Origin of the sequence: Kitasatospora sp. NPDC048715 (genome assembly GCF_043198905.1) — a bacterium.
Lineage (GTDB): Bacteria > Actinomycetota > Actinomycetes > Streptomycetales > Streptomycetaceae > Kitasatospora > Kitasatospora lactacystinica.
On the sequence record NZ_JBICVH010000016.1, the window covers coordinates 1 to 26,802 of the forward strand.

At 73.2% G+C, this 26,802-nt stretch carries 27 protein-coding genes and 1 tRNA gene; 18 read left to right on the forward strand and 10 right to left on the reverse strand.

The window, feature by feature from the left end; genetic code table 11:
* Positions 1 to 347 (reverse strand): ATP-binding cassette domain-containing protein (locus ACGFSC_RS27570; protein WP_359914062.1); only part of this gene is annotated, 347 nt, incomplete at its 3' end.
* Between the two features lie 254 nt (positions 348 to 601).
* Between ACGFSC_RS27570 and ACGFSC_RS27575 the strand changes: the two genes are divergently transcribed.
* The 3 genes from ACGFSC_RS27575 (at position 602) to ACGFSC_RS27585 (ending at position 2,179) form a co-directional block, all read left to right on the forward strand.
* Positions 602 to 683 (forward strand) — tRNA-Leu (locus ACGFSC_RS27575).
* 138 nt (positions 684 to 821) lie between these two features.
* On the forward strand, positions 822 to 1,709 hold the full coding sequence (locus ACGFSC_RS27580; protein ID WP_359914059.1) for a Bax inhibitor-1/YccA family protein: 888 nt from the start codon (positions 822 to 824) through the stop codon (positions 1,707 to 1,709).
* Positions 1,710 to 1,795: 86 nt separating this feature from the next.
* Positions 1,796 to 2,179, forward strand: coding sequence for a hypothetical protein (locus ACGFSC_RS27585; protein ID WP_359914056.1), 384 nt, complete (start codon positions 1,796 to 1,798; stop codon positions 2,177 to 2,179).
* Positions 2,180 to 2,287: 108 nt separating this feature from the next.
* On the opposite strand, the gene ACGFSC_RS27590 is transcribed toward ACGFSC_RS27585, so the two are convergent.
* The 3 genes from ACGFSC_RS27590 to ACGFSC_RS27600 all read right to left on the reverse strand — a co-directional run bounded on the left by ACGFSC_RS27590 (position 2,288) and on the right by ACGFSC_RS27600 (position 5,883).
* Positions 2,288 to 3,226 carry a hypothetical protein gene (locus tag ACGFSC_RS27590; RefSeq protein ID WP_359914053.1) on the reverse strand — a complete coding sequence of 313 codons (939 nt, stop codon included), beginning with the start codon at positions 3,224 to 3,226 and terminating at the stop codon, positions 2,288 to 2,290.
* A gap of 290 nt (positions 3,227 to 3,516) precedes the next feature.
* The gene (locus tag ACGFSC_RS27595; protein WP_359914050.1) at positions 3,517 to 4,737 is read right to left on the reverse strand and encodes an acetyl-CoA C-acetyltransferase; all 1,221 of its coding nucleotides are present in this window, start codon (positions 4,735 to 4,737) and stop codon (positions 3,517 to 3,519) included.
* A 63-nt stretch (positions 4,738 to 4,800) separates the two neighbouring features.
* Entirely contained in the window at positions 4,801 to 5,883 is a 1,083-nt protein-coding gene (locus tag ACGFSC_RS27600; protein ID WP_359914047.1) for an SGNH/GDSL hydrolase family protein, read from the reverse strand.
* 216 nt (positions 5,884 to 6,099) lie between these two features.
* On the opposite strand from ACGFSC_RS27600, the gene ACGFSC_RS27605 reads away from it, so the two are divergent.
* From ACGFSC_RS27605 to ACGFSC_RS27625, 5 genes are all read left to right on the forward strand, one after another.
* Positions 6,100 to 7,500 (forward strand): cystathionine beta-synthase, encoded by a 1,401-nt coding sequence (locus ACGFSC_RS27605; RefSeq protein ID WP_359914044.1) that lies wholly within the window; start codon positions 6,100 to 6,102, stop codon positions 7,498 to 7,500.
* A gap of 522 nt (positions 7,501 to 8,022) precedes the next feature.
* Positions 8,023 to 8,361, forward strand: coding sequence for a hypothetical protein (locus tag ACGFSC_RS27610; RefSeq protein ID WP_359914041.1), 339 nt, complete (start codon positions 8,023 to 8,025; stop codon positions 8,359 to 8,361).
* A gap of 200 nt (positions 8,362 to 8,561) precedes the next feature.
* On the forward strand, positions 8,562 to 9,860 hold the full coding sequence (locus tag ACGFSC_RS27615; protein ID WP_359914038.1) for an Ig-like domain-containing protein: 1,299 nt from the start codon (positions 8,562 to 8,564) through the stop codon (positions 9,858 to 9,860).
* Positions 9,861 to 9,972: 112 nt separating this feature from the next.
* Positions 9,973 to 10,524 carry a SigE family RNA polymerase sigma factor gene (locus ACGFSC_RS27620; RefSeq protein WP_359914035.1) on the forward strand — a complete coding sequence of 184 codons (552 nt, stop codon included), beginning with the start codon at positions 9,973 to 9,975 and terminating at the stop codon, positions 10,522 to 10,524.
* Positions 10,521 to 11,306, forward strand: coding sequence for a hypothetical protein (locus ACGFSC_RS27625; protein ID WP_359914032.1), 786 nt, complete (start codon positions 10,521 to 10,523; stop codon positions 11,304 to 11,306). The genes ACGFSC_RS27620 and ACGFSC_RS27625 overlap by 4 nt, the downstream gene beginning before the upstream one ends.
* Positions 11,307 to 11,316: 10 nt before the next feature.
* Here the strand turns inward: ACGFSC_RS27625 and ACGFSC_RS27630 are convergent, their stop codons facing one another.
* Together ACGFSC_RS27630 and msrA are read right to left on the reverse strand one after the other, a co-directional pair.
* A complete protein-coding gene (locus ACGFSC_RS27630) occupies positions 11,317 to 11,679 on the reverse strand; it encodes a cupin domain-containing protein (RefSeq protein WP_359914029.1) in 363 nt (120 codons plus the stop codon).
* A gap of 172 nt (positions 11,680 to 11,851) precedes the next feature.
* On the reverse strand, positions 11,852 to 12,517 hold the full coding sequence (gene msrA, locus ACGFSC_RS27635; RefSeq protein WP_359914026.1) for a peptide-methionine (S)-S-oxide reductase MsrA: 666 nt from the start codon (positions 12,515 to 12,517) through the stop codon (positions 11,852 to 11,854).
* Between the two features lie 262 nt (positions 12,518 to 12,779).
* Between msrA and ACGFSC_RS27640 the strand changes: the two genes are divergently transcribed.
* Positions 12,780 to 13,934: a cystathionine gamma-synthase gene (locus tag ACGFSC_RS27640; protein ID WP_359914023.1), complete on the forward strand. Its 1,155-nt coding sequence runs from the start codon at positions 12,780 to 12,782 to the stop codon at positions 13,932 to 13,934.
* Between the two features lie 33 nt (positions 13,935 to 13,967).
* On the opposite strand, the gene ACGFSC_RS27645 is transcribed toward ACGFSC_RS27640, so the two are convergent.
* Positions 13,968 to 14,450: a MarR family transcriptional regulator gene (locus ACGFSC_RS27645; protein ID WP_359914020.1), complete on the reverse strand. Its 483-nt coding sequence runs from the start codon at positions 14,448 to 14,450 to the stop codon at positions 13,968 to 13,970.
* A 122-nt stretch (positions 14,451 to 14,572) separates the two neighbouring features.
* Here ACGFSC_RS27645 and ilvA point away from each other — a divergent pair, with 122 nt between their 5' ends.
* The 3 genes from ilvA to ACGFSC_RS27660 all read left to right on the forward strand — a co-directional run bounded on the left by ilvA (position 14,573) and on the right by ACGFSC_RS27660 (position 17,840).
* Complete coding sequence (gene ilvA, locus ACGFSC_RS27650; protein ID WP_359914017.1) at positions 14,573 to 15,784, forward strand: threonine ammonia-lyase; 1,212 nt, start codon at positions 14,573 to 14,575, stop codon at positions 15,782 to 15,784.
* A gap of 153 nt (positions 15,785 to 15,937) precedes the next feature.
* A complete protein-coding gene (locus ACGFSC_RS27655) occupies positions 15,938 to 16,981 on the forward strand; it encodes an ATP-binding cassette domain-containing protein (protein WP_359914015.1) in 1,044 nt (347 codons plus the stop codon).
* A 1-nt stretch (position 16,982) separates the two neighbouring features.
* Positions 16,983 to 17,840, forward strand: coding sequence for an ABC transporter permease (locus ACGFSC_RS27660; protein ID WP_359914012.1), 858 nt, complete (start codon positions 16,983 to 16,985; stop codon positions 17,838 to 17,840).
* A gap of 78 nt (positions 17,841 to 17,918) precedes the next feature.
* On the opposite strand, the gene greA is transcribed toward ACGFSC_RS27660, so the two are convergent.
* Both greA and ACGFSC_RS27670 read right to left on the reverse strand, forming a co-directional pair.
* On the reverse strand, positions 17,919 to 18,419 hold the full coding sequence (greA, locus tag ACGFSC_RS27665) for a transcription elongation factor GreA (RefSeq protein ID WP_359899456.1): 501 nt from the start codon (positions 18,417 to 18,419) through the stop codon (positions 17,919 to 17,921).
* A gap of 309 nt (positions 18,420 to 18,728) precedes the next feature.
* Complete coding sequence (locus tag ACGFSC_RS27670) at positions 18,729 to 19,142, reverse strand: DUF4307 domain-containing protein (RefSeq protein ID WP_359899458.1); 414 nt, start codon at positions 19,140 to 19,142, stop codon at positions 18,729 to 18,731.
* Between the two features lie 236 nt (positions 19,143 to 19,378).
* Between ACGFSC_RS27670 and mca the strand changes: the two genes are divergently transcribed.
* The 4 genes from mca (at position 19,379) to ACGFSC_RS27690 (ending at position 23,207) form a co-directional block, all read left to right on the forward strand.
* A complete protein-coding gene (gene mca, locus ACGFSC_RS27675) occupies positions 19,379 to 20,284 on the forward strand; it encodes a mycothiol conjugate amidase Mca (protein WP_359899460.1) in 906 nt (301 codons plus the stop codon).
* Positions 20,285 to 20,333: 49 nt separating this feature from the next.
* Positions 20,334 to 20,525 (forward strand): hypothetical protein, encoded by a 192-nt coding sequence (locus ACGFSC_RS27680; protein WP_359899461.1) that lies wholly within the window; start codon positions 20,334 to 20,336, stop codon positions 20,523 to 20,525.
* Between the two features lie 78 nt (positions 20,526 to 20,603).
* On the forward strand, positions 20,604 to 21,974 hold the full coding sequence (locus tag ACGFSC_RS27685) for a histidine kinase (RefSeq protein WP_359899463.1): 1,371 nt from the start codon (positions 20,604 to 20,606) through the stop codon (positions 21,972 to 21,974).
* A 315-nt stretch (positions 21,975 to 22,289) separates the two neighbouring features.
* Positions 22,290 to 23,207, forward strand: coding sequence for a winged helix-turn-helix domain-containing protein (locus ACGFSC_RS27690; protein ID WP_359899465.1), 918 nt, complete (start codon positions 22,290 to 22,292; stop codon positions 23,205 to 23,207).
* 38 nt (positions 23,208 to 23,245) lie between these two features.
* Here ACGFSC_RS27690 and ACGFSC_RS27695 read toward each other — a convergent pair whose 3' ends face one another.
* Positions 23,246 to 23,893 carry a response regulator transcription factor gene (locus ACGFSC_RS27695; protein WP_359899467.1) on the reverse strand — a complete coding sequence of 216 codons (648 nt, stop codon included), beginning with the start codon at positions 23,891 to 23,893 and terminating at the stop codon, positions 23,246 to 23,248.
* A 214-nt stretch (positions 23,894 to 24,107) separates the two neighbouring features.
* Here ACGFSC_RS27695 and lanKC point away from each other — a divergent pair, with 214 nt between their 5' ends.
* Both lanKC and ACGFSC_RS27705 read left to right on the forward strand, forming a co-directional pair.
* A complete protein-coding gene (gene lanKC / locus ACGFSC_RS27700) occupies positions 24,108 to 26,675 on the forward strand; it encodes a class III lanthionine synthetase LanKC (RefSeq protein WP_359899468.1) in 2,568 nt (855 codons plus the stop codon).
* Between the two features lie 5 nt (positions 26,676 to 26,680).
* Positions 26,681 to 26,767 (forward strand): class III lanthipeptide, encoded by an 87-nt coding sequence (locus tag ACGFSC_RS27705; RefSeq protein WP_359899585.1) that lies wholly within the window; start codon positions 26,681 to 26,683, stop codon positions 26,765 to 26,767.
* Positions 26,768 to 26,802 lie beyond the last annotated feature (35 nt).

Here is a 26,802-nt window from a genome sequence, read left to right on the forward strand (position 1 = left end):
TGGAAGATGAAGCCGATGTGGTCGCGGCGCAGCTGGGTGAGCTGCTTGTCCTTGAGGCCGACGAGCTCGGTGTCGCCGATGGTGGAGGAGCCGGAGGAGACGGTGTCCAGGCCGGCCATGCAGTGCATGAGGGTGGACTTGCCGGAGCCGGACGGGCCCATGATGGCGGTGAACTCGCCCTGGGGGAAGGTCACGGTGACGTTGTCGAGGGCGACGACGCGGGTCTCCCCCTCCCCGTAGACCTTGTTCAGGCCGGTGGCTCGGGCGGCCGCCAGGCCGGTGCGGACGGCGGTTGCGGTCGGCGTGGTCACGGGGGGCTCCTTGTGCTCGTGGACTTGTACCTCCATGCTCCGCGACGTGATCATGGTCTTGCGTCGCTCCGCCGGACGGTTGGCCCTACCACCGCTGGGCGTACGGGAGGGCTGGACCCTCCTCCTGCGGTATGACGTGAACCCTGAGGCGGCGGGATGGCCGGAACGGATATCCTTCGTGGCCGAATCCCGGACAGTTCGTCAGATGGCAAGGAAACATGACAACTTCCGGGGCAGGGAACATGCGAAAGAGTGAGCCGGGCGACTAGGCTCAGGGTGGTTTCGCAAGAGCCCGGATGGTGGAACGCAGACACGGGCAGCTTAAAACTGCTTGGCCGCGAGGCCGTGCCGGTTCGAGTCCGGCTCCGGGCACTGACAACCGCGGGGGCGCCGACGGCGTCCCCGCCGGTCGTTGTTCACCGGATCCTCCTCGCGGCGTATCCCGGAATTTTTGCCAAGCCATTACCCTTGTACACGGGCGGTGCAGTGCCGCCACGGAGGGAATGAGCAATGAGAAGCAGCAACCCGGTCTTCTCGCGGGAGGGGTCCTTCACCCGCGACTCCGGCTACGCGGGGTTCGGTACCACCGCGCAGGCCGGGAGCCCGTACGGCCAGAACGCGCACGGTCAGAACCCCTACGCGGGTACGCCCTACGCCCAGCAGCCGCAGGGCCAGGCCCCCATGACCGACGAGCAGCTCTACGAGCTGTACAACGGGCCGTCGGCCGGCCCGGCGGCCACCGGGCGGATGACGCTGGACGACGTGGTCGCCCGCACCGCCATGACGCTGCTGACGCTGGTCGTCGCCGGCGCGGTGGCCTGGTTCGCGCTGCCGTTCGAGAACTTCGGCTTCGCGATCGCCGCCAGCCTGGTGGCCATGGTCGTCGGCCTGGTGGTCTCCTTCAAGCGCAGCGTCAGCCCGCCGCTGATCCTCACCTACGCGGCCCTCCAGGGCTTCGCGATGGGCGCCGTCTCGCACGCCTTCAACACCTGGCTGAACGGCATCGTGATCCAGGCGGTCCTGGGTACGGCGGCGGTCTTCGCGGCGATGCTGTTCGCCTACAAGAGCGGAAAGATCCGGGTCACCGCCCGCTACCAGCGGATCGGCATCGCGATCGCGCTGGGCTTCGTGCTGCTGATGCTGGTCAACATGGTCGCGATGGCCTTCGGCGCCGACATGGGCCTGCGCTCCGGCCCGCTGGGCATCGTGGTCGGCCTGATCGGCATCGGCCTGGGCGCCTTCTTCCTGTCGCTGGACTTCGCGTCGATCGAGGAGGCCATCGCCCAGGGCGCCCCGCAGCGGGAGTCCTGGCGGGCCGCCTTCGGGCTGACCCTGTCGCTGGTCTGGATCTACATGGAGATGCTGCGGCTGATCGCGATCCTGCGCGGCGACGACTGACGGTCCCTTCCTTCGTGAACCACTGCCGCCGGGCCCCGGAGCGACTCGCTCCGGGGCCCGGCGGCTTTTCGCCTAGGCTCGCTGCCATGCATGACGTAGCGCCCCTGGACGTGGATCCCCTGGTCGAAGCCGCCGAATCCCTGGCGGATCGTTTCCGCTCGCTGCCGCAGAGCAAGCTGCTGGGCGCCGTGCCCGGGTACGGGTCGCGGGCGGCGGCCGCGCTGGAGCTGGCCCGGCGGCTGGTCGCGCTGACGGCGGCGGCGGAGGGCGGCCCGCGGCGGGAGTTCCCGGACGCCGGGGCCTTCGCGGCGGGGGACCAGCTGGCCGTCGCCGCCCACGACCTGGCGGCCGCGCTCGCGGCGCTGCCGGAGGGCGCGGAGGTGGCGCTGCCGGACGGGCCGGTGGCGGCGGCCGAGGTGCTGGCCGGGGCGGTGGCCGCGGTGCGGGAGACGGCGGTGCTCTGCGGCTGAGGCCCCGGGACGCGCACACGCCGAAGGCCGGCCGGGTCGGTAACCCCGTGACCCGGCCGGCCTTCGGTGCGCCGCGCGCTGGTGATCCCGCGATCCGGTGAGCCGGTGTCAGATGCTGGCGACCACCCGGTCGGCGAGCACGTAGACGGCCTCCTCGTCGGTGGAGAAGGTCAGCGAGTACGAGCCGGAGAAGCGCGAGCCGCCGAGCAGTCGGACGTGCTCACCGGCACGGACCGCGTCGATCAGCCGGTAGGCGGCCTCCCGGTCGCCCGGGGCCACGCAGAGGGTGGTGCCGTCGGCGAAGGCGTACACGTCCAGGGTGCCCAGCGGGCCGGGGCGGACGTCGATCAGGGCGACGGCCTCCTCGGCGAGGGTGGCCAGCCGGGTGTCGGTCCACTCCCGGGACGGCGCCTGGCTGGGTACGAAGTCGGGGTGCGAGGGGTGGCGGCGCGGGTCGGGCGCGGCGACCGGGGCCTCCTCGACGGCCTGATCGGCGTCCAGCAGCCCGGCCTCCAGGCCGGTGGCCAGCAGGTCGGCCTCGCGGCGGGCCCGGGCGTCCTTGGTCTCGCCGGCCGGGTGGCCGGGGCGCAGCGGGACGCCGCCCTCGGTGCCGGGCTCGGCCGGGGCGGTGCCGCCCTCGTTGATCAGGTCCTCCAGCGCGGAGCGCAGCGCCTCGCCGAACTCCGGGTCCATCGTCCCGGCGTTGTCGACGGCGTCCTGCGGGCCGGTGGGGCGGGGGAAGAACAGCGGCCACTCGTCGGTGCCGGAGAACGCACCGGAGAACGGGGAGTCGAACAGCGGGGCGTCCTCGGCCGCGCGGGCCTCCTGCTCGGCCCAGAACGCCCGGGCCTCGGTGATCTCCCGCTCGCGGTCGGCGGCGAGCGCCTCGGCGACGGCCCGGCGTATCGCGGCCTCGTCCACCGGGGCGGGCTCGGCCGGGGCCGCGGCCTGCGCGTCCAGTCGGCGGGAGAGTCCGCGGAGGTGGAGCAGCGCGGCGGTCGACACGGCGATCAGGATCAGCAGCAGGATGGTGTAGACGGCGCTCACGGAACGTACTCCTAGCGAGGAGCGGAACGGGGTTACGTGTCCACATTGCCGCATGCGGGGCTGTTACCGCAGTGGCGAATGTCCAATTCGTCCAGGACTTTCGCTCTTGTCCCCAAATTGTTAGGTAACACCGTTCTACGCAGTGGAGTTGATCCGCTCCGCAGTGTCGATTTCCGGGTCGAAAACGAACGAAAAGAGGGCCGGATCGACCTCGCGGTGTGATTCGGCCCTCAATTACGCTGCGTCACTCCAAATGGGTGGTCCAGACCCTTCGGAGGGTGTCCCGAGGGTCAGCTCAGGCGCTCGACGACCATCGCCATGCCCTGGCCGCCGCCGACGCACATGGTCTCCAGGCCGAACTGCTTGTCGTGCCACTGCAGGGAGTTGATCAGGGTGGTGGTGATCCGGGCGCCGGTCATGCCGAAGGGGTGGCCGATCGCGATCGCGCCGCCGTTGACGTTCAGCTTGTCCAGGTCGACGCCGAGGTCACGGTAGGAGGGGATCACCTGGGCCGCGAAGGCCTCGTTGATCTCGACCAGGTCGATGTCGTCGATGGTCAGGCCGGCCCGCTTGAGCGCCTGCCGGGAGGCCTCGACCGGGCCGTAGCCCATGATCTCGGGGGAGAGCGCGCTGACGCCGGTGGAGACCACCCGGGCGAGCGGGGTGATGCCGAGCTCGCGGGCCTTGGTGTCGGACATGATGACCAGCGCGGCCGCGCCGTCGTTCAGCGGGCAGCAGTTACCGGCCGTCACGGTGCCGTCCGGGCGGAACACCGGCTTCAGGCCGGACACGCCCTCCAGGGTGACGCCGGCGCGCGGGCCGTCGTCCTTGCTGACCACGGTGCCGTCCGGGAGCGTCACCGGGGTGATCTCGCGCTCCCAGAAGCCGGACGCGATGGCGGCCTCGGCGAGGTTCTGCGAGCGGACGCCGAACTCGTCCTGCTCGGCGCGGGTGATGCCCTTGAGCGCGGCCAGGTTCTCGGCGGTCTGGCCCATCGCGATGTAGGCGTCCGGCAGCAGGCCGTCCTCGCGCGGGTCGTGCCACGCGCCGCCGCCCTCCTCCGCGCGCTTCTTGGTGCGGGCCTGGGCCTCGTCGAAGACCGGGTTCATGGTGCCCGGCATGCCGTCCGAGGTGCCGTTCACGCTGCGGGAGACGGTCTCCACGCCGGCCGAGACGAACACGTCGCCCTCGCCCGCCCTGATCGCGTGCAGCGCCATCCGCGTGGTCTGCAGCGAGGAGGAGCAGTAGCGGGTGATGGTCGCGCCGGGCAGGTAGTCCATGCCCATCTGGACGGCCACGATGCGGGCCAGGTTGTGGCCCTGCTCGCCGCCGGGCAGGCCGCAGCCCAGCATCAGGTCGTCGATCTGGCGGGGGTCGAGCTGGGGCACCTTGGCCAGGGCGGCCTGGATGACGTGGGCGGTCAGGTCGTCCGGGCGGACGTCCTTGAGCGAGCCCTTGAAGGCCCGGCCGATCGGCGAACGGGCAGCGCTGACGATGACGGCTTCGGGCATGGCGGGCTCCTCGCTGGGTGACGGCGGACCTGGCGTCCGGGAGGAAAGTTACCGCCTGGTAGGTCAGTCGTCACCCGCACCAGCGTGTGAGCTGGCCGACGTATTCCCAGGGGCTCCGCCGGCGCGCGGACCGGCGTCCTTCCCGCTCTCCGGGCCGGTCGGGCCGATCCGCAGCCGGTGCCTCAGCTGGGCCCAGCGGCGGCCCGCGCCCTCCGCCGCCACGGCCGCCACCTCGGTGCCCTCCCGCCCGGCCGCCGCGGCGGCCGCGACCGCGACCGGCAGCACCGCGGCGCCCCGGACGGCCGTGGCCGGGCGGTCCTCCTGGGGCCAGAGCCCCAGCACGGCGCAGACCGAGGGCAGCACGGCCATCGCGGCGGTCGCGTAGCCCTGGGCGGACGGGTGGTAGCGGTCGGCGGCGAACATCTCGGGGCGCGAGGCGAACTCCGGGCCCAGCAGCGAACCCAGCGAGACCGTCCGGCCGCCCGCCTCCACCACCGCGATGGTCTGCGCGGCGGCCAGCTGCCGGCTCAGCCGGCGGGCCACCCAGCGCAGCGGCGGCCGCACCGGCTTGATCGTGCCGAGGTCCGGGCAGGTGCCCACGACCACCTCGCAGCCGTTGGCGCGCAGGGCGGCGACGGCCTCGCCGAGCTGGCGGACGGCCAGTTGGGCCGGGCTGTGCCGGGTCACGTCGTTGGCGCCGATCATGATCACGGCGACGTCCGGGCGGTGCGGCAGCGCCTGCTCCAGCTGGCCGGAGAGGTCGGCGGAGCGGCCGCCGGAGCGGGCCACGTTGACCAGCCGGACCGGGCGCTCGGCCACCGAGGCGAGGCCCGCGGCCAGCAGCGCGCCCGGCGTCTCGCCGGAGCGGGCCACGCCGAGGCCGGCGCCGGTGGAGTCGCCGAGGACGGCCAGCACCAGCGGGGCCTGCGGGGCGGCGGAGCGGTCGGCGAAGGCCTCGCCGTAGACGCCGTCGGCCCTGGGCGGGTGGGTCTCCAGGACGCCGATGGCCTGGATCGCGAGTTTGCTCTCGGTCAGCAGCAGGCCGACCAGGCCCACCCCGAGCAGGCCGAGCCCGCCGCCGCCGTACGCCGCCGCGGTGGCGATCCGGCGGGCCACCCGGGCCCGCGAGTGCTGCGCCCCTGGCATCCCGGTGCCCCCTTCCCGTGCTCCTGCCGGCCCCTCCGGGCCACGGCAATGCCTGCACAGCGCTCTTACCCGCGCGGGGGCCGGGAGTACCGGGGGCGTCGGTGGGGGTGGGCCATTGGGGGCGGTGGGATGGAGGGGAACCGCGGGGCGGGTGCCACGCCCTACGCTTTGCAGTACCGATAAGCAGTCGCACGCCCACACTCCGGGAGGATCCCCGTGCGGTACCACAACTCGATCATCGACCTGGTCGGCAACACGCCGCTGGTCAAGCTGAACAAGGTCACCGAGGGCATCAGCGCGACAGTGCTGGCGAAGGTCGAGTACTTCAACCCCGGCGGCTCGGTCAAGGACCGCATCGCGATGCGCATGATCGAGGCCGCCGAGGCCTCGGGCGCCCTCAAGCCGGGTGGCACCATCGTCGAGCCGACCTCCGGCAACACCGGTGTCGGCCTGGCGATCGTGGCCCAGCAGAAGGGCTACAAGTGCATCTTCGTCTGTCCCGACAAGGTGTCCACCGACAAGATCAACACCCTGCGCGCGTACGGCGCCGAGGTGGTCGTCTGTCCGACCGCCGTCGCCCCGGAGCACCCGGACTCGTACTACAACGTCTCCGACCGCCTGGTCCGGGAGACCCCGAACGCCTGGAAGCCGGACCAGTACTCCAACCCGGACAACCCGGCCTCGCACTACCACTCCACCGGCCCGGAGCTGTGGGAGCAGACCGAGGGGAAGATCACCCACTTCGTGGCGGGCGTCGGCACCGGCGGCACCATCTCCGGCACCGGCAACTACCTGAAGGAGGTCTCGGGCGGCAAGGTCCAGGTGATCGGCGCCGACCCGGAGGGCTCGGTCTACTCGGGCGGCACCGGCCGGCCGTACCTGGTCGAGGGCGTCGGTGAGGACTTCTGGCCGACCGCCTACGACCGCGGCGTCGCGGACGGGATCGTCGCCGTCTCCGACAAGGACTCGTTCCAGATGACCCGCCGCCTGGCCAAGGAGGAGGGCCTGCTGGTCGGCGGCTCCTGCGGCATGGCCGTGGTGGCCGCGCTGGAGGTGGCCCGCGGGCTCGGGCCGGACGACGTCGTGGTGGTGCTGCTGCCGGACGGCGGCCGCGGCTACCTGTCGAAGATCTTCAACGACGACTGGATGGCCGACTACGGCTTCCTGCCCTCGTCCACCGACGAGGCGCACATCGGCGAGGTGCTGGCCCGCAAGGAGTCCATCGCGCAGGGCGGCGTCCCGCAGTTCGTCCACATGCACCCCAACGAGACGGTCGCCGAGGCGGTCCGGGTGCTGCGCGAGTACGGCGTCTCGCAGATGCCGGTGGTCTCCCCGGGGGCCGGCCACCCGGACATCATGGCCGGCGAGGTGATCGGCTCGGTGGTGGAGAAGCTGCTGCTGGAGGGCATCTTCGCCAAGGACATCGAGCTCACCGACACGCTGGACAAGGTGATGTCCAAGCCGCTGCCGGTGGTCGGCTCGGGCGAGACCGTCACCAACCTGATGACCGTGCTGGAGAAGGCCGACGCGGCCGTCGTGCTGGTCGAGGGCAAGCCGCAGGGCATCGTCACCCGCCAGGACCTGCTGGGCTTCCTGACCGGTCGCAGCCAGCACTGACCCGGCGTCACCGGCGCCCCGTCACCGCCCTGTCGTCGCGCTCCCGTTGCCGCGGACGGGCGCGGAGGATTCGTCCACGGCGGAAGTGGTACACCGGCGTCACCTGTCCGCAGCACGTGGTTAACACGGCTCGGGCATCGTGGTGGTCAACGGCAGGACGCCGAGTGAGGCGACGGCAACCGTCCGGGAGCGGCTCCCCGGCGACCGCGGTCGGCTCCGGACACATCGGGTGGCCCTGACCCGGCCGCTGTGTCCTCCGCCGCGGGAGGCGCCGTCGTCCCGCCCCTGCCCGGCTCCGGCCGGCTGACAGGGTGCGGCGGCTCCCGCGGCAGCACCGCGCCGCACGGCGCGTGTCCCCGTGGCTCCCGGGTGGGGGAGCCCAGGCGGGGCAACGGTGGGGCCGGTCCTTCTCCGAGGGGCCGGCCCCTTCCGTTCGCGCTGTTCGCGCCGGGCGCGCGGGGTGTGCTCCGGGCGGCCGCCCGTGCTCCGCGCCGGGCGCGGCCGTCCCGTACGCTCGCACGCATGACCAGCACTGAAACGACCGACCAGGATGCCCCGCGCTACGTCCGGGTGAAGATCGAGCTCATCGCGGAGATCACCGACGAGGGCGCGCTGAAGGCCGCCGCCCTGGAGGCGGTCACCGCGGACGAGTACCTCGACGACGAGGAGCGCGCCCAGTCCGTCGAGGCCATCGAGGTGGACCCGTCGGGTTCGCTCGCCCACTTCATCGACCCCGTCGCGCTGCTCGGCGACGTGCCCGGCGTGGAGCTCGCCTCGGCGACCTGGGAGTCGGCGCAGACCGAGTTCGACCCGGACGACGAGGAGTGGGACGAGTACCAGGTGGAGGGGTCCGCCGAGTAGGACGGAACCACCGGGTGACGGTGCTCGCCGTCACCGCCCGTGAACGCCCGGTCCGCTCCGCGGGCCGGGCGTTTCGTCCCTGTTCGTCGGGAAGTTGGGTCATCTCATACGATCGCTTACCCTTCGGTGATGGAACCGTGAACGGGCGTATTGCGTTTCTGTATCCGTAATGCCCGGGATGATCAGCAGGGAGACGCGACGTGACGGCACGGGACGGTCAGGGGCGGGTGGCCGGAAGCAACTGGAGCCGACGCGGGGTCCTCGCGGGACTGATCGGCGCGCCCGTCCTGCTGCTGGCGGCCTGCAACGACAACAGCGGCGGCAGCGGTAACGGCGGTGGCGCCAACGGCAACGGCGGCGGCAGCGGCTCCGGCGGAGCGAACGGCACCCCGGCCGGTGGCGGTGCGAGCAGCGCCCCGAAGACCTCGGCCGCGGTCATCACCGTCGCCCCGGCCGACGGCGCCGCCTCCGCGAGCTTCAGCGAGCCGGTCAAGGTCACCGTCGCCAACGGCACCCTGAGCAGCGTCAAGGTGACCGACAGCACCGGCAAGGAGCTGGCCGGCCAGCTCTCCGCCGACGGCACCGGCTGGACCTCGGCCGCCGCCCCCGCCAGCGGCACCAAGTACACCGTCGCCGCCACCGCCCTCGACAAGGACAAGCTGGAGGCGGACTCCAACGCCGTCTTCACCACGGCGACCCCGGCCAACACCTTCGTGGGCTACTTCACCCCCGAGGACGGCTCCACCGTCGGCGTCGGCATGCCGGTCTCGATCAACTTCAGCAAGCCGGTCACCGACCGCAAGGCCGTCCAGCAGGCGATCACGGTGATAGCCGAGCCGGGCGTCGAGATCGTCGGCCACTGGTTCTCCAGCACCCGCCTCGACTTCCGGCCGCAGGAGTACTGGGCCAAGGGCACCAAGGTCACCCTCAAGCTCCGGCTCAAGGACGTCGAGGGCGCCAAGGGCGTCTACGGCACCCAGTCCAAGGACGTGAGCTTCACCATCGGCCGCGCCCAGACCAGCGTCGCCGACCTCGCCACCAAGAAGCTCACCGTCACCACCGACGGCCAGGTCAGCGCGGTCTACAAGATCTCCGGCGGCTCGCCCGAGCACACCACCTGGGGCGGCAAGATGGTGATCTCCGAGCAGTACACCCAGACCCGGATGAACTCGCAGACGGTCAACCTGGGCAGCGAGTACGACATCGCGGACGTGCCGCACGCCCAGCGCCTCAGCACCTCGGGCACCTTCATCCACGGCAACTACTGGTCCTCGCCGTCGATCTTCGGCGGCCAGAACACCAGCCACGGCTGCATCGGCCTGCGGGACGCCCAGGGCGCCCAGGACACCGGTACGGACGGCTTCAAGTTCTACAAGTCCTCGATGGTCGGCGACGTGGTCGAGGTCGTGAACTCCGGCGACAAGACGGTCGCCCCGGACAACGGCCTGAACGGCTGGAACATGGGCTGGGCCGCCTGGAAGGCCGGCAGCGCCGTCTGACCCGGCACCGCCGTCTGACCCGGCACCGCCGTCTGACCCGGCACCGCACCCCGGCCGGAAAAACTTCCCGGGCGGACCGAACCTCGCGGTCCGCCCGAGGAGTAGGACGGGTGTGAAACGCGAGCAGAGGCAGCGACAGGACGACGAGTTCAGCGCGTTCGTCGCCGGGAGCGGCCGCCAACTGCTGCGGCTGGCCGAGCTGCTGACCGGAGACCCGGACCGGGCCAAGGACATCGTGCAGTCGGCGCTGGAACGCGCCTACCTGCACTGGCACCGGATCACCGGCGACGACCCCACCGCGTACGTCCGCAGGATCGTGGTGAACCAGCACCGCGACTGGTGGCGCCGGCTGCGCAACCACGAGCTGCCCATCGAACGCGTCCCCGACCGGCCGCTCGCCGACGACCTCGCCGAACGGCAGGCCGAACGGGCCGTGCTGCGCCAGGCGCTGGGCACGCTCACCCGCCGGGAGCGGACGGTCGTCGTGCTGCGGTACTACGGAGACCTCACCGAGGCCGCCATCGCGGCCGAACTGGGCATCGCCCCGGGCACGGTGAAGAGCACGCTGCACCGGGCGATGTCGAAGCTGCGCGCACTGCCCGAACTCGCCGACCGCTCCGGCGTGGCGGTGGGTCCCACGACGCACATCGAGGTGACGGTATGAGCTTCGAGCGCCGGATCGGCGAACTGCTCAAGGACGAGGACCCCTACGCGGTCGGGCCGGACCCGGTGGTGATCATCGCGGGCGCCCGACGCCGCCGGGCCAGGCGCAGGGCCGGGACCGGGGCCGCCGTGGTCGCGGTGGCCGTGGTCTGCGGGGTGACGGCGGTGACGGCCGGGAACGCCCGGCACGCCGGGCGGATCGCGGGCGAGGCCGGGGCGGCGATGGCGCCCTCGGCGGCGACGGTCGCGGGGGCGCCCGCGGTCCCGGTGCCCACCGCACTGACGCCGACCGGGCTGCCGTTGTCGCCGGTGAAGCGGGTCGCGGCGAAGGAGAAGGTCGAGGTGGTCCCCGGGATCCGGCTGTCGGTGACCCCGACCCAGGACTGCCAGGACACCGTCGAACCGGCGACCGGCACCTACGGGCGCACGGCGTGCACCGACGTCCTCTCCGCCCCCGGCATGCCGTTCGACCGGCCCGGCATCACCCTGGCCTACAACGAGACGGCCGACCGCCTCGTCGTGCACAGCTACTACCGGGGGCCGACCCCGGCCCGGATCGTCCTCTTCGTGGGCGGCAGGCCCACCGTCGCCACCCTGCTCACCACCCCGGGCATGCAGGGCTGGATCTCCTACTACGGCGACCTGCCGCGGGCAGACCTCCGGACGGGGAGGATGCAGGCCGTCCCGGCCGTCGGGGCCTACGACGCCGCCGGGAAGCTCCTGGCGGGAAGCCCCGGCCAGGCGGCGGACGGGGCCTCGGAGAAGCCGCCCGCCATGCTCTGAGGCGTTCCGTTCACCGCTTCGCGTAGTCCGCGAAGCCCTGCCAGTCGACGATCACGCAGGCCTCCGGGCCCACCGTCCAGGCGTCGTGCCCGGGCGGACAGAGCATGAAGTCGCCGGGGCCGACCTCGAATCCCCGGCCGTCGTCCATGACGATCTTCATCCGGCCGGAGACCACGTACCCGGCGTGGGAGGCCTGGCAGCTGTCGGTCCCGGCGATCGGCTTCACGTGCTTGGACCACTGCCAACCCGGTTCGAACACGGCCCGGCCCACCGGGCCGCCGTCCAGGTGGACCAGCCGCAGCTCCCCCGTGCCCTCCTCGAAGGGACGGACTTCCTCGGGATCGTCGAAGTTCCGCTGGTAGAGACCGGACATGGCGCACTCCTCTCGCACGAGGACGGCCCGGCCACCAGCGGGTGGCCGGGCCGGCCCTGCTGGCCCTTCCAGTCTGCGCCCCGATCGGGGATCGCTCACGTTGAGTGGCCGCGCCCGGGCCCGCCCCGGGCCGCTCCGAGCCCGCCCCCGGGCCTTCCCGGCGCCCGGGAGGTCAGCCCCGGGTGCGGGCCACGCCGATCGGGCAGGAGGCCCCGGTGCCGCCGAGACCGCAGTAGCCGCTGGGGTTCTTGGCCTCCGACAGGTACTGCTGGTGGTACGGCTCGGCGGGGTGGAACGGGCCCGCCGGGGCGATCTCGGTGGTGATCGGGCCGTAACCGAGCGCGGTCAGCGCGGGCTGGAACGCGTCCCGGGTGGCCGCCGCGGCCTCGGCCTGGGCCGGGGAGTGGGTGTAGACGGCGGAGCGGTACTGGGTGCCCACGTCGTTGCCCTGGCGGTTGCCCTGGGTCGGGTCGTGCGCCTCCCAGAAGGTCTTCAGCAGGCGCTCGTAGGTGATCACCGCGGGGTCGTACACCACCCGGACCGCCTCGGTGTGCCCGGTCAGCCCGCTGCACACCTCCTCGTACGTCGGGTTGGGGGTGTGGCCGCCCTGGTAGCCGACCAGCGTCGTCCAGACGCCGGGGAGCTGCCAGAAGACGCGTTCGGCGCCCCAGAAGCAGCCGAGCCCGAAGTCGGCCACCTCCAGGCCGTCCGGGTACGGGCCGGACAGCGGGTGCCCGAGCACGGTGTGCGGCTCGGTCAGGGTGAAGGCCGGGGTCGGCCGGCCGGGCAGCGCCTGGTCGGCGGGGACGAGCGAGGTCTTGTGGCGGTTGAACAGCACGGCCTGCTCCAGCGGGTCGGGGATCCTGGCACGGTGTGCAACGCGAACGGCCGCCCCCGGATTCCGGGAGGGGTCGTCGCGGCCGTCGGCGGCGGGCGGTCGGGCCCGGCGCTGAACGCGTGTTCGACCGATGGGGTCGCGGTGGCCGAAGGGGCCCGCGCGCCGCGCTTGCGGCCCGCCGTACCCCCGCTCCCACCTGCGGGTTCGTCCCGATCGTCGGTTCGTGCGGGCTCGACGGCATTCGCACACTAGGCTCGGACCCATGACCGAGCACCAGCTTCCTCAGGGCTTCGAGACCCTCGCCATCCACGCGGGTCAGGAGGCAGACCCCCAGACCGGGGCCGTCGTCACGCCGATCTACCAGGTGTCCACCTACAAGCAGGACGGGGTGGGCGGCCTGCGGGGCGGCTACGAGTACAGCCGCAGCGCCAACCCGACCCGTACCGCGCTGGAGGAGTGCCTCGCGGCGCTGGAGGGCGGCGCCCGCGGCCTCGCCTTCGCCTCCGGCCTGGCCGCCGAGGACACCCTGCTGCGCAGCATCCTCAAGCCGGGCGACCACATCGTGATCCCCAACGACGCCTACGGCGGCACCTTCCGGCTGTTCGCCAAGGTGCTGACCCGCTGGGGCGTCGAGTTCTCCGTGGCCAACACCCAGGACCTGGCCACCGTCCGCGAGGCGATCCGCCCCAACACTCGCGCGGTGTGGGTGGAGACCCCGTCCAACCCGCTGCTGGGCATCACCGACCTGGCCGCGCTCGCCGAGGTCGCCCACGGCGCCGGTGCGCTGCTGGTGGTCGACAACACCTTCGCCAGCCCGTACCTCCAGCAGCCGATCGCGCTCGGCGCGGACGCCGTGGTGCACTCCACCACCAAGTACATGGGCGGCCACTCGGACGTGGTCGGCGGTGCGCTGGTGCTGGCCGACGCGGGCCTCGGCGAGGAGGTGGCGTACCACCAGAACGCGATGGGCGCCGTCTCCGGCCCGTTCGACGCCTGGCTGGTGCTGCGCGGCATCAAGACGCTGGGCGTCCGGATGGACCGGCACAGTGCCAACGCGGAGAAGGTCGCCGAGCTGCTGGCGAGCCACCCGAAGGTCAGCCAGGTGCTCTACCCGGGCCTGCCCGAGCACCCCGGCCACGACATCGCGGCCAAGCAGATGAAGGCCTTCGGCGGCATGGTCTCGTTCCGGGTCGCCGGCGGCGAGGAGGCGGCCGTCGAGGTCTGCAACCGCGCGCAGCTGTTCACCCTCGGCGAGTCGCTCGGCGGCGTCGAGTCGCTGATCGAGCACCCCGGCCGGATGACCCACGCCTCGGTGGCGGGCTCGGCACTGGAGGTGCCGTCCGACCTGGTGCGCGTCTCGGTCGGCATCGAGTCGATCGACGACCTGCTGGCCGACCTCAAGCAGGCGCTGGGCTGAGGCGGTAGGGGCCCCGCGGCCCCTCGTCGCCGCTCACTGCCCCTGCTGGTCCGCCGTGTACGTCTCCATCGCGAGGTTGAAGCGGGCCAGCAGGGCGCAGAACGCGTGCTGCTCCTCCGGTGGCCAGTCGGCCACCAGGCGGCGGGTCAACTCGGCCCGGCCGTCCCGGACTTCGGTGAGCCGGCCGACGCCGTGCGAGGTCAGCGCGAGCCGTACGGCACGGCGGTCGGCCGGGTCCTGCACCCGGCCGACCAGCCCGGCCGCGACCAGCGGGGCGACCTGGCGGGTCACCGTGGAGGAGTCCACGCCCAGGGCCTCGGCCAGGGCCTTGACGTTGGCCGGCCCGTGCCGCTCCAGCCGGTCGAGCAGCAGATAGGCGGCCCGGTCCAGCGCCCCGACCCCGCCGCCGGAGGTCCGGACCTGCTCCATCCGGCGCGCGAACACCGCGAGCTGGTACTGGAGTCGGGCGTGCACGGGGTCGATGCGGTCGGTGGCCTGGGGCGAGGTCGTCGTCATCGCGGCTCACGATCGTCGTGCGGTGAGGGAGGCTCAGAAGCAGCAGAGTACGCGGGCCGGGCGGGCCCGGGAACAGGCCCGACATCCCGGATTGCCGCCGCCCCCACCCGTAGTCTGGCGCCATGCACACCTGGCCGATCACCCTCGACGACGTCCGCGGTGCCCAGAAGATGCTCGCCGGGGTCGCGCGGGTGACCCCGATGGAGGGCAGTCGGTACCTCTCCGGGCTGATCGGCGCGCCGGTCCACCTGAAGTGCGAGAACCTCCAGCGCACCGGGTCCTTCAAACTGCGCGGGGCGTACGTGCGGATCGCGGGACTCTCGCCGGTGCAGCGGGCCGGCGGGGTGGTGGCGGCGAGCGCCGGGAACCACGCCCAGGGGGTGGCGCTGGCGGCCGCGCTGCTGGGCGTGCGCTCCACGGTGTTCATGCCGGTGGCCGCGCCGCTGCCGAAGGTCGCGGCGACCCGCGAGTACGGCGCCGAGGTGCGGCTGCACGGCGCCACCGTGGACGAGGCACTGCAGGCCGCGCAGCGGTACGCGGAGGCGACCGGCGCGGTGTTCATCCACCCCTTCGACCACTGGGACGTGGTCACCGGGCAGGCGACCGTCGGCCTGGAGATCCTGGAGCAGTGCCCGGAGGTGCGGACCGTCCTGGTCGGGGTGGGCGGCGGCGGGCTGCTGGCCGGGATCGCGGCGGCGGTCAAGCCGCTGCGGCCGGACGTGCGGGTGGTCGGGGTGCAGGCGGCCGGTGCGGCCGCGTACCCGCCCTCGCTGGCGGCCGGGCGGCCGGTGTCGCTGGAGCACTTCGCCACCATGGCGGACGGGATCATGGTCGGGCGCCCCGGTGACATCCCGTTCGAGGTGGTCAACACGCTGGCGGACGGCATCCGTACGGTCTCCGAGGACGCGCTGTCGCGGGCGCTGCTGCTCGGGCTGGAGCGGCTGAAGCTGGTGGTGGAGCCGGCCGGGGCGGCGCCGATCGCTGCGCTGCTGGAGCAGCCGGACTCCTTCGAGGGCCCGGTGGTGGCGGTGCTGTCCGGTGGCAACATCGACCCCCAGCTGATGCAGCGGGTGCTGCGGCACGGGCTGGCGGCGGCCGGGCGCTACCTGTCGCTGCGGGTGCGACTGGCGGACCGGCCGGGCGCGCTGGCGGACCTGCTGTCGGTGCTGACCAGGGTGGACGCCAACGTGCTGGACGTGGCGCACGTGCGGATCGACCCGCGGCTGGGGCTGACCGAGGTCGAGGTGGACCTGCACCTGGAGACCAAGGGACCGGAGCACTGCGCGCTGGTGGTCGGGGAGTTGCGGGACGCGGGGTACGTGGTCTCCCGCTGAGCCCCCTCCCTTGACGCGATATATCGCGTACTGGGAGACTCGCGATACATCGCGTTCTGGCCCCGCGGGCCGAGAATCGGGTCGCCCGTGCGCCCAATATCAGGGCAAAGTGGGACAGATCGCCCCATATGTTCGAGGAGATGAGGCAAGGCCATGGCGCCAGCCATCCAAGCCGAGAACCTGGTGAAGACCTTCGGCGACGTACGAGCCCTGGACGGCGTCAGCCTCGACGTCCCCGAGGGCACGGTGCTCGGGCTGCTCGGCCCGAACGGCGCCGGGAAGACCACCACCGTGCGGGTCCTCACCACCCTGCTCCGCCCCGACTCCGGCCGCGCGGTGGTCGCCGGGGTCGACGTGCTCAAGCACCCCAACCGGGTCCGCAGCCTGATCGGCCTGTCCGGCCAGTACGCGGCGGTCGACGAGTACCTGACCGGCTTCGAGAACCTCACCATGGTCGGTGAGCTCTACCAGATGAGCAACCGTGCCGCGAAGGCCCGGGCGCTGGAGCTGCTGGAGTGGTTCAACCTCACCGCGGCCAAGGACCGCACCGCCAAGACCTACTCCGGCGGCATGCGCCGGCGCCTGGACCTCGCCGCCGCGCTGGTCGTCCGGCCGCCGGTGATGTTCCTGGACGAGCCGACCACCGGCCTCGACCCGCGCAACCGGCTCGCGCTCTGGGAGGTCATCGAGACGCTGGTCGAGCAGGGCACCACACTGCTGCTCACCACCCAGTACCTGGAGGAGGCCGACCGGCTCGCCCACGACATCGCGGTGGTCGACCAGGGCCGGGTGATCGCCCGCGGCACCGCCGACCAGCTCAAGGCGCAGATCGGCGGCGAGCGGATCGAGGTCGTGGTGCACGAGCCCGGCCGGGTCGCCGACGCGGTCGCCGCGCTGTCCGGCTACGCGCTGAACGAGCCGACGGTGGAGCGGAACACCCGCCGGATCACCGCGCCGGTCACCGGCGGGGCCCGGGTGCTCGCCGACGTGATCCGCGAACTGGACTCCCGCGGGATCGAGATGGACGACATCGGCCTGCGCCGCCCGACCCTGGACGACGTCTTCCTCACCCTCACCGGCCACGTCGCCGAGGAGCGCCCCGAGGAGGAGAACGGTGCCGGCCGCAAGGCGCGCGGCCGGGGCAAGGGCGGCCCGGGGTCGGACAAGCAGGCCGTCGCGGCCGGGAAGGAGAGCTGAGATGAGCAGCGCCACCGAGCACGCCATCGGCCCGGCGATGCCCAGGCAGCGCCGGGGGGCCGCCGCCGCCCTGCACGACTCCTGGGTGGTCGCCAAGCGCAACCTGCGCCGGATGACCCGCATTCCGGAGATCGTGGTCTTCGGGCTGATGCAGCCGGTCATGTTCGTGCTGCTGTTCTCGTACGTGATGGGCGGGGCGATCAGGATCCCCGGCACGAACTCCGGCTCGGACACGTACATCCAGTTCCTGATGGCCGGCATCTTCGCCCAGACCGTCACCTTCGCCGTCGCCGGTGCCTCGGCGGGCATCGCGGAGGACATGAGCAAGGGGCTGGTGGACCGGTTCCGCTCGCTGCCGATGGCCCGTTCTGCGGTGCTGGTCGGCCGCACCCTCGCGGACCTGTGCCAGACCGCGTTCATCCTGGTCGTGCTGGCGATGGTCGCGCTGCTGGTCGGGTGGCGGATCCACGACGGCCTGCTCAACGCGCTCGCCGCGTTCGGACTGCTGCTCCTGCTCGGCTACGCCTTCTCCTGGATCGGCGCGCTGATCGGCCTGTCGGTGCGCAGCCCCGAGGCGGCCACCTCGGCCGGGCTGATCTGGCTGTTCCCGCTGACCTTCGTGTCCAACGCCTTCGTGCCGGTCACCTCGATGCCGGAGTGGCTCCAGCCGGTCGCGTACTGGAACCCGTTCAGCGCCACCGTGCAGGCCTGCCGGGTGCTGTTCGGCAACCAGGTCGGGCCGGTGGACAGCGCCTGGCCGATGCAGCACGCGGCGCTGGTGTCGGTGCTGTGGTCGATCGTGATCACCGCGGTGTTCTCCTGGCTGTCGGTGCGCAAGTACCGCTCCTCGACCGCCTGACCGGGCGCCGCCCGGAACACCGGAGGGCGGCCGCGGAAGTCCCTGACTTCCGCGGCCGCCCCCTGTCGTGCGGCCGGATCAGCCGGCGTGCGGCACGACCTTGACGATCTTCACCATGGCCGGCTTGCCGTTCGGCAGCTCGTAGGTGGCCTCGTCGCCGATCCGCTTGCCGTCGATGGCCCGGCCCAGCGGGGACTGCGGGGAGTAGACGTCCAGGTCGTCGGCGCCCGCGACCTCGCGGGAGGCCAGCAGGAACTCCATGAGGTCGTCCGCGTCGCCGTCGAAGGCGACCGTGACGACCATGCCCGGGGCCACCACGCCCGAGTCGGCCGGCGCCTCGCCGACCTTGGCCCGCTCCAGCAGCTGGGTCAGCTGACGGATGCGCAGCTCGTACTTCCCCTGCTCCTCCTTCGCCGCGTGGTAACCGGCGTTCTCCTTGAGGTCGCCCTCCTCGCGCGCCGCCTCGATCTTCTGGGCGATCTCGATGCGCCAGGGCCCGGTCAGGTGTTCCAGCTCGGCCTTGAGCTGGTCGTAGCCGGCCTGAGTGAGCCAGGTCACGTTCTCGCTGGTCTGGGTCACGGGTGCTCCTCGTAGGTGCTGGGGGCTGTGCTGAGGGTGTGAGTCGTCAGCAGGGGTCGGTGGTGATATCGGTCTCAACTACAAAGCAACGCCCGCTCCCGTACCATCCGGTGCGGAAGGGGCGAAACCACGAGACTAACAAGTCCTGCTGACAAGCGGGAGGGGCGTTTGCGCGCCATTGACGGCGGCGTTACGCCCTGGTGTACGGCAGTGGTGTGCGGGACCCTCTACGGATGCCCGCTCCCCGGATCGAATATGCGCGCTACCGGGGGCGGGTGCGCCGCCCGGGGCGCGCGTTGCCCGGGCGCGCTACTTGGCCGGGGTGCAGCCCAGCAGCTCCGCGGTGGTGCCGCGCGCGGTGGTGCGCAGGGTGACCACCGCGTCGTAGCTGGAGCCGGCCGCCGGGACCGGGAAGTCGGCGACCCCGACCACCGCGTGGTCGTCGGACTGCGAGCGGACCGTGCAGGTACCGGCCTGCCCGTCGCCCTTGCGCACGGTGAGGTGCAGCTGGACCTCGGAGTCGGAGAGCACCTGGAAGGTCGGCACCGAGCCGTTGATCTTCGACTCGCGCAGCAGGTAGGAGCCGCCCAGCCAGGCGATCAGGCCCAGGCCGAGCACGCCGCAGACCGCGCCGATCACCTTGAGGCGGCGGTCCGAGTCGCGGTCGCCGCCGCGGCCGTAGCGCCCCTCGGGCAGACCGGTGGCGGTGGTGTCTGCACTCATCGGACTCCGTCCTCTCCTGGGGGCGCGGGGTGGTGCGGGGGAATGCGACGCTCCTCCAGTCCGTCACTATAGGAGGGGCACGCCCGCGGCCGGTCCGGCGGGGGCAGGGCTCGGCCGCGCCGGTGACGTTCCGCGGCCCGGCCCCGCGGCGACGCGGTCCCGGAGTGAGCGGTTCGAACGGTGGGCAGACCCGGACTTCGCGGAACGCCCGACGAGTGTGGAAGGAACGCAAGGCGTTGACTGAGCAGTTGCGACTGATGGCGGTGCACGCCCACCCGGACGACGAGTCCAGCAAGGGCGCGGCCACCATGGCCATGTACGTCGAGCAGGGCGTGGACGTGCTGGTGGCCACCTGCACGGGGGGCGAGCGCGGGTCGGTCCTCAACCCCAAGCTCCAGGGGGACCCGTACATCGAGGAGAACATCCACGAGGTGCGCCGCAAGGAGATGGACGAGGCGCGGGCGATCCTCGGCGTCGGGCAGGCCTGGCTGGGCTTCGTGGACTCCGGCCTGCCCGAGGGGGACCCGCTGCCCCCGCTGCCCGAGGGCTGCTTCGCCCTCCAGGACGTCAAGGAGGCGGCGGAGCCGCTGGTCCGGCTGATCCGCGAGTTCAAGCCGCAGGTCATCACGACCTACGACGAGAACGGCGGCTACCCGCACCCGGACCACATCATGACCCACAAGATCACCATGCTGGCGTTCGACGCCGCGGGTGACCCGGACGCCTACCCGGAGGCCGGCGAGCCCTGGCAGCCGCTCAAGCTGTACTACAACCACGGCTTCCCGATGGGCCGCATCCGGGCCCTGCACGAGTACCTCACCGAGCACGGCCACGAGTCGCCGTACGGCGAGTGGATCGCGGGCTGGGAGAAGAGCGGCCGCAAGGAGCGCGAGATCACCACCCGGGTCCGCTGCGACGACTGGTTCGAGACCCGCGACCGCGCGCTGATCGCCCACGCGACCCAGATCGACCCGGACGGCCCGTGGTTCCGCGTCCCGCTGGAGGTCCAGCGCGAGGTCTGGCCCACCGAGGACTACGAGCTCGCCCGTACCCTGGTCGACGTGGACCTGCCGGAGGACGACCTGTTCACCGGCCTGCGCACCCCCACCCTGGCGGCCGAGGCCGCCGACACGCGCGACTGAACCACCCCCCGACGGCCCGGCTCCGCGTGAGCCGGGCCACCATAGAGATATGAGCGCCTCCGTGAACCTCATCAACATCGCCGCTGACCTCGCCGTCGACGACGCCAAGGTCACCCCCGGCCTGCTCGGCTTCCTCGTCTTCGCGGCCCTCGGCGTCGCGACCTGGTTCCTGGCCAAGTCGATGAACCGGCAGTTCAAGAAGGTCGACTTCGTCGAGCAGCCGGAGGCGCCGAAGGAGTGAGCCGTCGGCCGGTCCCGCGGGACCGGCCTTCGGTGAAGCCGCCCTGGCGGGCCGTCGGGCTTCGTAGGATCCCGAACCATGACGTGGTCGTGGCACACCGTGGTGCGCAGGGCGGGGTACGGAACGGCGGCGGCGGGGGTGCTGGCGGCCGCGGTCGCGGGGTTGGGGAACCCGGGGCCGCTGATCGTCCTCTCCGGCGCGGTGGCGGTGGTGGCCGGGCTGTTCCCGGTGCTCTGGGCCCCGGGGCGGGTCGGCGCGGTGGGCCCTTCGGTGCTGGCCGCCTGCGCGGTGTCGCTGCTGGTGACGGCCGGCTACCGCGGGCCGGTGTTCGGCAGCATCGAGTCCTGGTGGCTGCTGGAGACCGTCGCGCTGCTCGCGCCGGTCGTCCCCGCGGTGCGCAGGCCCCCGGCGGCGGCCGCCTTCGGCTACGGCGCGCTGCTGGTCGCGGCGGTGGCGCTGATACCGCTGCGGATCGGGGTCTGGGCCGAACCGCCGGCCCCGCCCGCGGTGACCACCAAACTCTGCCTGATCTCGGCGCTGCTGGCCTGCGCGGTGGTCGGGGTCGGCTGCTACCTGCGCTCGATGGACACCCGGGCCCGGGCGGCGGTGGTGGCCGAGCGGCGGGCGCAGCGCCTGGACCTGGCCCGCGACCTGCACGACTTCGCCGCGCACGACGTCACCGGGGTGGTGGTGCTGGCCCAGGCCGCGCAGGTGCTGGCCCAGCAGGACCCCCAACGGGTGGTCGAGCTGCTCGCCGGGATCGAGGCGGCCGGCCGGCAGGCGCTGGTCACCATGGACCGGACCGTGCAGGTCTTCGCGGCGGACGACGCCGATCCGGAGCCGCGCGGGCGGTCCGGGGCGGCGGCGACGGCGGACCGGGGGGCGGCCCCGGGAGCCGGACGGGGCGCGGGGCGGGCGGCGGCGGGCGGGCCCGGTGCGCGCACCCTGCGCCGCGACCTGAGCGAACTGCCCGCGCTGGCCGAGCGGTTCACCCGCAGCGGTTCCGCGCGGGTGCGGCTGGAGGCCCCCACGGAGGCCGAACTGGCGGCGGTGCCGGCGGCGATCAGCGGGCTCGGCTACCGGCTGGTGGTGGAGGCGCTGACCAATGTCCGCCGGCACGCGCCCGAGGCCCGGGAGGTGGCGATCGAGGTCGGCCCGGACCGGTGCGGCGAGCGGCCGGCGTTGCGCGTCACGGTCACCGACGACGGGGTGCCGGGCGGGGCGGGGGACTCCGGCGGTGCGGGCGGTGGTGATGGCGCGGGCGGTAGCGGCGGTGCGGGCGGCGCGCTGGGCGGGGCCGAGCGGGAGGGCGGCGGCTTCGGCCTCGCGGGCCTGCGGGAACGGGTGGAGGCGGCCGGCGGTGAGCTGACGGCCGGACCCGGGCCGGAGGGCGGCTGGCGGGTCGGCGCGGTGCTGCCGACGGAGGGTGTGGCGGGCCTCGGGGGCTGACCGGGCGGGGCGGTTCCGTCGGTCCCGGCCGGACGGCTGATTCGAGCCTGCCGACGGGTCCATCCAGGCCATTCGGCACATCCGGCGGCGGCCGATTCGGTGTTCCGAACGATCAAATGGGCCGATCGGCCGATGGCGACGTGCCTCGTGGGCGGGCAAGGATGTCGGTGCGGCGATCAGGGCGCGGGGTTCCCCTGGGCCGTCCCGACGCAAGAATCCCGAGCGGGGGAACAGCCTGTGATTCGCATTGCGATGTCTGCCGAGGATCTGGCTCGTGTACGAATTGCTGGAAATGTCGACCAGGAGATGGAGGCGGTGCTGGCACTGGAGGCGTGGCGGAGCGGCGGGGAATTCTTCCGCCCCTGGCAGCGGGCCGTCCGCGGGCAGTTGGCGCGGCAGCCGGTGCTGGCCGAGCGGCTGCGGCGCCTTTCGGGAGCCAACGGTGGTTTCCGGGACGTACTGCGGGTGTGGGCGAATGGCCGGATCGTGTCGTCCGGCCGCGGCGCCGGGCCGGTGGTCCAGCGGGCCGATGTGGCCGCGGCGGTCCGTGAGTTCCACCGGGTGGCGCTGGAGCCCTGCTGGGCGGACGTCCGGTCCCGGCTGGAGGCGGAGCGCGACGTCCGCCGCCAGATCGCCGGCCGCGGCGGGGTGGACGCGCTGCTCGGCACGCTGCACCCGCAGATCCGCTGGGCCGCCCCGGTGCTGGAGATCCCCGCCGAGCGGGACGTCGAACTCGCCCTCGACGGGCGGGGGTTGCGGCTGGTGCCGTCGCTCTTCCTGCAGGGCGCCGGAGTGGTGCTCCGGCCCCGGCGCGGGGAGCCCGAGGAGGCCCCGACGCTGCTCTTCGCGATGCGTCCAGACCGGATCGGCCTTCCCGTGCCCGCGGGTGCGCCGGACGCGGCGCGGTGCGCGCGCCGGGGCGGGGACGAGCCGCTGGCCGCCCTGGTCGGCCGGACCAGGGCCGCGGCCCTCCACGCCGTGCTGGACGGCTGTACCACCGGCGAGCTGGCGGGGCGGCTGGGCGTGACCGCCTCGGCGGTCAGCCAGCACACCTCCGTGCTGAGGGCGGCCGGGCTGATCGACACCCGGCGCTGCGGCAACGGCGTGCTGCACACCGTCACCCCGCTGGGGCGGGCGCTGCTGCGCGGCGAGGCCCCGTCGGGCAGGGAGGGCCGGCCCCTCGGCGGCGCGGCCCCGCGGTGGGTCGAGGGCCGTCGGCGGGCGCTGCGATGAGGAGCCCGGGCCGTGCGGCCGGTCGCGGGCGGGCCGGCTCAGCCGCGCTCGGTCAGGCCCGACTCCCAGGCCCAGGTGGCGATGCCCACCCGGTTGCGGGCCTTCAACTTGCGCTGGAGGTTGGCCAGATGGGTCTTGACGGTGCTCAGCGAGATGAACAGCTCGGCGCCGATGTCGGAGTTGGTCAGCCCCTCGGCGACCAGGACGGCGATCTCCTCCTCGCGGCCGGTCAGCGGCTCGACGGGGGAGCGGTCGACCCGGCGCGGGCCGGTGAAGTGGTGCAGCAGGCGGGTGGTGATCTGCGGGCTGATCAGCGAGTCGCCGACCACCGCCGAGCGGATCGCCTCGGCGAGCAGCGCGGGCCCCGAGTGCTTGAGCAGGAAGCCGCAGGCGCCGTTGCGCAGCGCGGTGTGCACGTACTCGTCGAGGTCGAAGGTGGTCACCACCACGACCTTCACCTCGGGGGTGATGCCGGTCAGCCGGCGGGTGACCTCCAGCCCGTCCAGCTCCGGCATCCGGATGTCGACCAGCAGGACGTCCGGCCGCAGGGTGCGGACGGCCTCCAGGGCCTCCAGGCCGTCCGCGGCCTCGGCCACGACCTCCATGTCGGGCTGGGCCGCCAGGATGTGCCGGAACCCCTGGCGGACGCTCGCCTGGTCGTCGGCGATCACGACACGCGTCTTCATGGCGTCATGATCGCACGGGCTTTCGGCGCCCCCGAAGTGAAGGCCGGGATTCCGCCTGGTATGCGTCGGATTCAGTTCCCGCTTAACACTGTTGTCACATGACGGGGCGTCCGGGAAGGATGGTTCCTGTCGGAACGGGGCACCGAGGCTTCGAAAGTTCCGGCGAAAACCGGAATTCGGTTCAGCGGATATTCGAAAGGGGGCGGAGGGCGAAGTGGACGCGAAATACGAGTCGTATGCGATAGCCGACCCGGTGTGGTACGACGCCCTGGAGCGGTGTGACGACCGGGACTCCCGGTTCGCTCCGGGCGGGGGCCTGCTGCCCGAGGGCTGGCGCGGCCGCACCCAGGGGGTGTGGGAGGTGCTGGCACCGCCCGGCGGCCCCCGGCTGCCGGAGCAGGGCTGGAAGGTCCACGTCAGCGCCACGCCCGAATCCGCCGAGGAGACGATCGAGACGGCCTGGCGGGTCTGCCGCCGGCTCGGGCTGCCCTGGAAGTACCTGCGCAGCCGGCTGGTGGTCGCGGTGACGAACGCCAAGTACGCCGACCGGTCCGCCAGCGGCAAGGTCGTCACCGTCTACCCGCGGACGGCCGCGGAGCTGGAGACCGTCCTCGCCGAGCTGGACGAGGCGCTGGGCGGCCGCCCCGGTCCGTACGTCCTGTCCGACCTGCGGTGGAACCAGGGCCCGGTGTCGGTGCGCTACGGAGGCTTCGCCCTGATGTGGTGCGAGCTGCCGGACGGCACCAGGGTGCCCGCGGTGGAGGACCCGGACGGCCGGCTGGTGCCGGACGCCCGGCGCCCGCGCTTCACCGTCCCGGAGTGGGCCTCCACCCCGGACTTCCTGGCCGAGCGGATCGCCGCGGCCGCCGCCGACGCGGGAGCCGGCCTCGGCCGCTACCGGGTCGTCAAGGCGCTGCACTTCTCCAACGCCGGCGGGGTCTACCTCGCCGAGGACGAGGACGGCCGACAGGTCGTCATCAAGGAGGCCCGTCCGCACGCCGGACTGGACGCCTCGGAGACGGACGCGGTGGCCCGGCTGCTGGTCGAGCGGGACGTCCTGGAGCGGATCGGCCACCTGCCGTTCGTGCCGGAGCTGTACGAGTACTTCACCAGCTGGGAGCACCACTACCTGGTGATGGAGTACATCCCCGGCGAGTCCTTCAGCGCCTGGCTGGGCCGGGAGTACCCGCTCACCCGGCACCGCCCGGACGCCCGGACACTGGCCGACTTCGCGGGGCTCGCGGTCACCCGGCTCGCGCTGGTCGAGGAGTGCGTCGCGGCACTGCACCGGGAGGGGGTGGCGTTCGGGGACCTCCACCACCGCAACATCATGATCCGTCCGGACGGCACCGTCGCCCTGGTCGACTTCGAACTCTCGACGCCGCTCGACACCCCGCGCCGGCGCACCCTCGGCGCCCCCGGCTTCACCGACCCGGCGATCACCGACGCCCGCGAGGCCGACCTGTTCGCGCTCGGCTGCTGCCAGCTCGCCGCCTTCGTCTCGCTGACCGCGCTCACCCGGCGCAACCCGGCCGTCGTCGGCGGGTTGCTGGAGCTCGTCGCGGAGTCCTTCCCGACGGTGCCCGCCGGCTTCGCCGAACGGATGGCGGAGCGGCTCGCCCTCTCCCCGGCGCTGCGGCCCCACCTCGGGGCCCGGCCCGCGGCCGGGCCCCGGGCGGAGCTCACCGCCGCGGCCCTGCTGCGCGGCATCGACGGGGCGGCGACGCCCGGGCGGGAGGACCGCCTCCATCCCGGCGACGTGGCCGGGCTGCGCCCCGGCGGCGCGCTCGGGCTGGCGTACGGCTCCTCCGGAGTGCTGCTCGCCCGGCACCTGGCCGGGGCCGCACCGGACGAGGAGCAACTGGACTGGCTCGCCGCCGTCGTACGGCGCGCCCCGGCGGACACGCCCGCCGGGCTGTACGACGGACTGGCCGGAGCCGGCTGGCTGTTCCACCGGCTCGGGCACCCGGACGCCCCGAACGTGGTGGACCGGCTGCTGGCCGGCCCGTTGCCCTCCTCGCTCGGCCTGTACGGCGGCCTGACGGGCGTCGCCCAGCTGCTGCTGGAGGCCGGCGCGACGGACGAGGCGCTCGCCCTGGCCGCCAAGGCCGCCGGGCGGATCGGCGAGGCCGGGCTGCTGGACCGGCCGGGGCTGCTGCGCGGCTGGTCCGGGCCGGCGGTGCTGTTCGCCCGCTGCGCCCGCCTCACCGGCGACACGGCCTGGGCGGAGGCCGCCGAACGCGCCGTCCGCTGCGACCTGCGGCACGGCCGGCTGGTCGACGACATGCTGCAGACGTACAGCTCGGGCCGGCTGCTGCCGTACCTGGCGGAGGGCTCGGCCGGAGTGGCGCTCGCCGTCCTGGCCCTGCCCGACGCGCAGGCCGAAGCCCTCGGCGCCGAGCGGGTGCTGGAGGCCGCGGCCCGGGCCGGCGCGGTCCGGGTGGTCGTCCAGGGCGGGCTGTTCAACGGCCGCGCCGGGCTCGCCTACACCCTGTTCCAGGTCGCCGCCCGCCTGCCGCACTGGCAGGCCGAGGCGGAGGACCAACTCCGGCTGGTGGAGCTGCACCTGGCCCCCCACCAGGACGGCAGCGTCCTGCACGGGGACCAGCTGATCCGGCTCTCCACCGACCTGGCCACCGGCTCCGCCGGCGCCCTGCTGGCGCTGGCCGCCGCCAAGAGCCCCGGGCAGTGCCTGCTCCCCGGCGCCCACCCCGTTCACGGGTGGACGCCGGAGCCGGCCGAGCCCGGTACCACGTCCCGGCGAGATGACGAGGGGAGGTGACTGACATGGCCGACATCCTGGCGCTTCAGGAGCTCGACGAGGAGATCGTCGTCGACGCCCCGTTCAGCTCGATCAGCGCGTTCAGCTGCTGATTCCCGTGGCCCGGTGCCACGTCCCGGCGAGATGG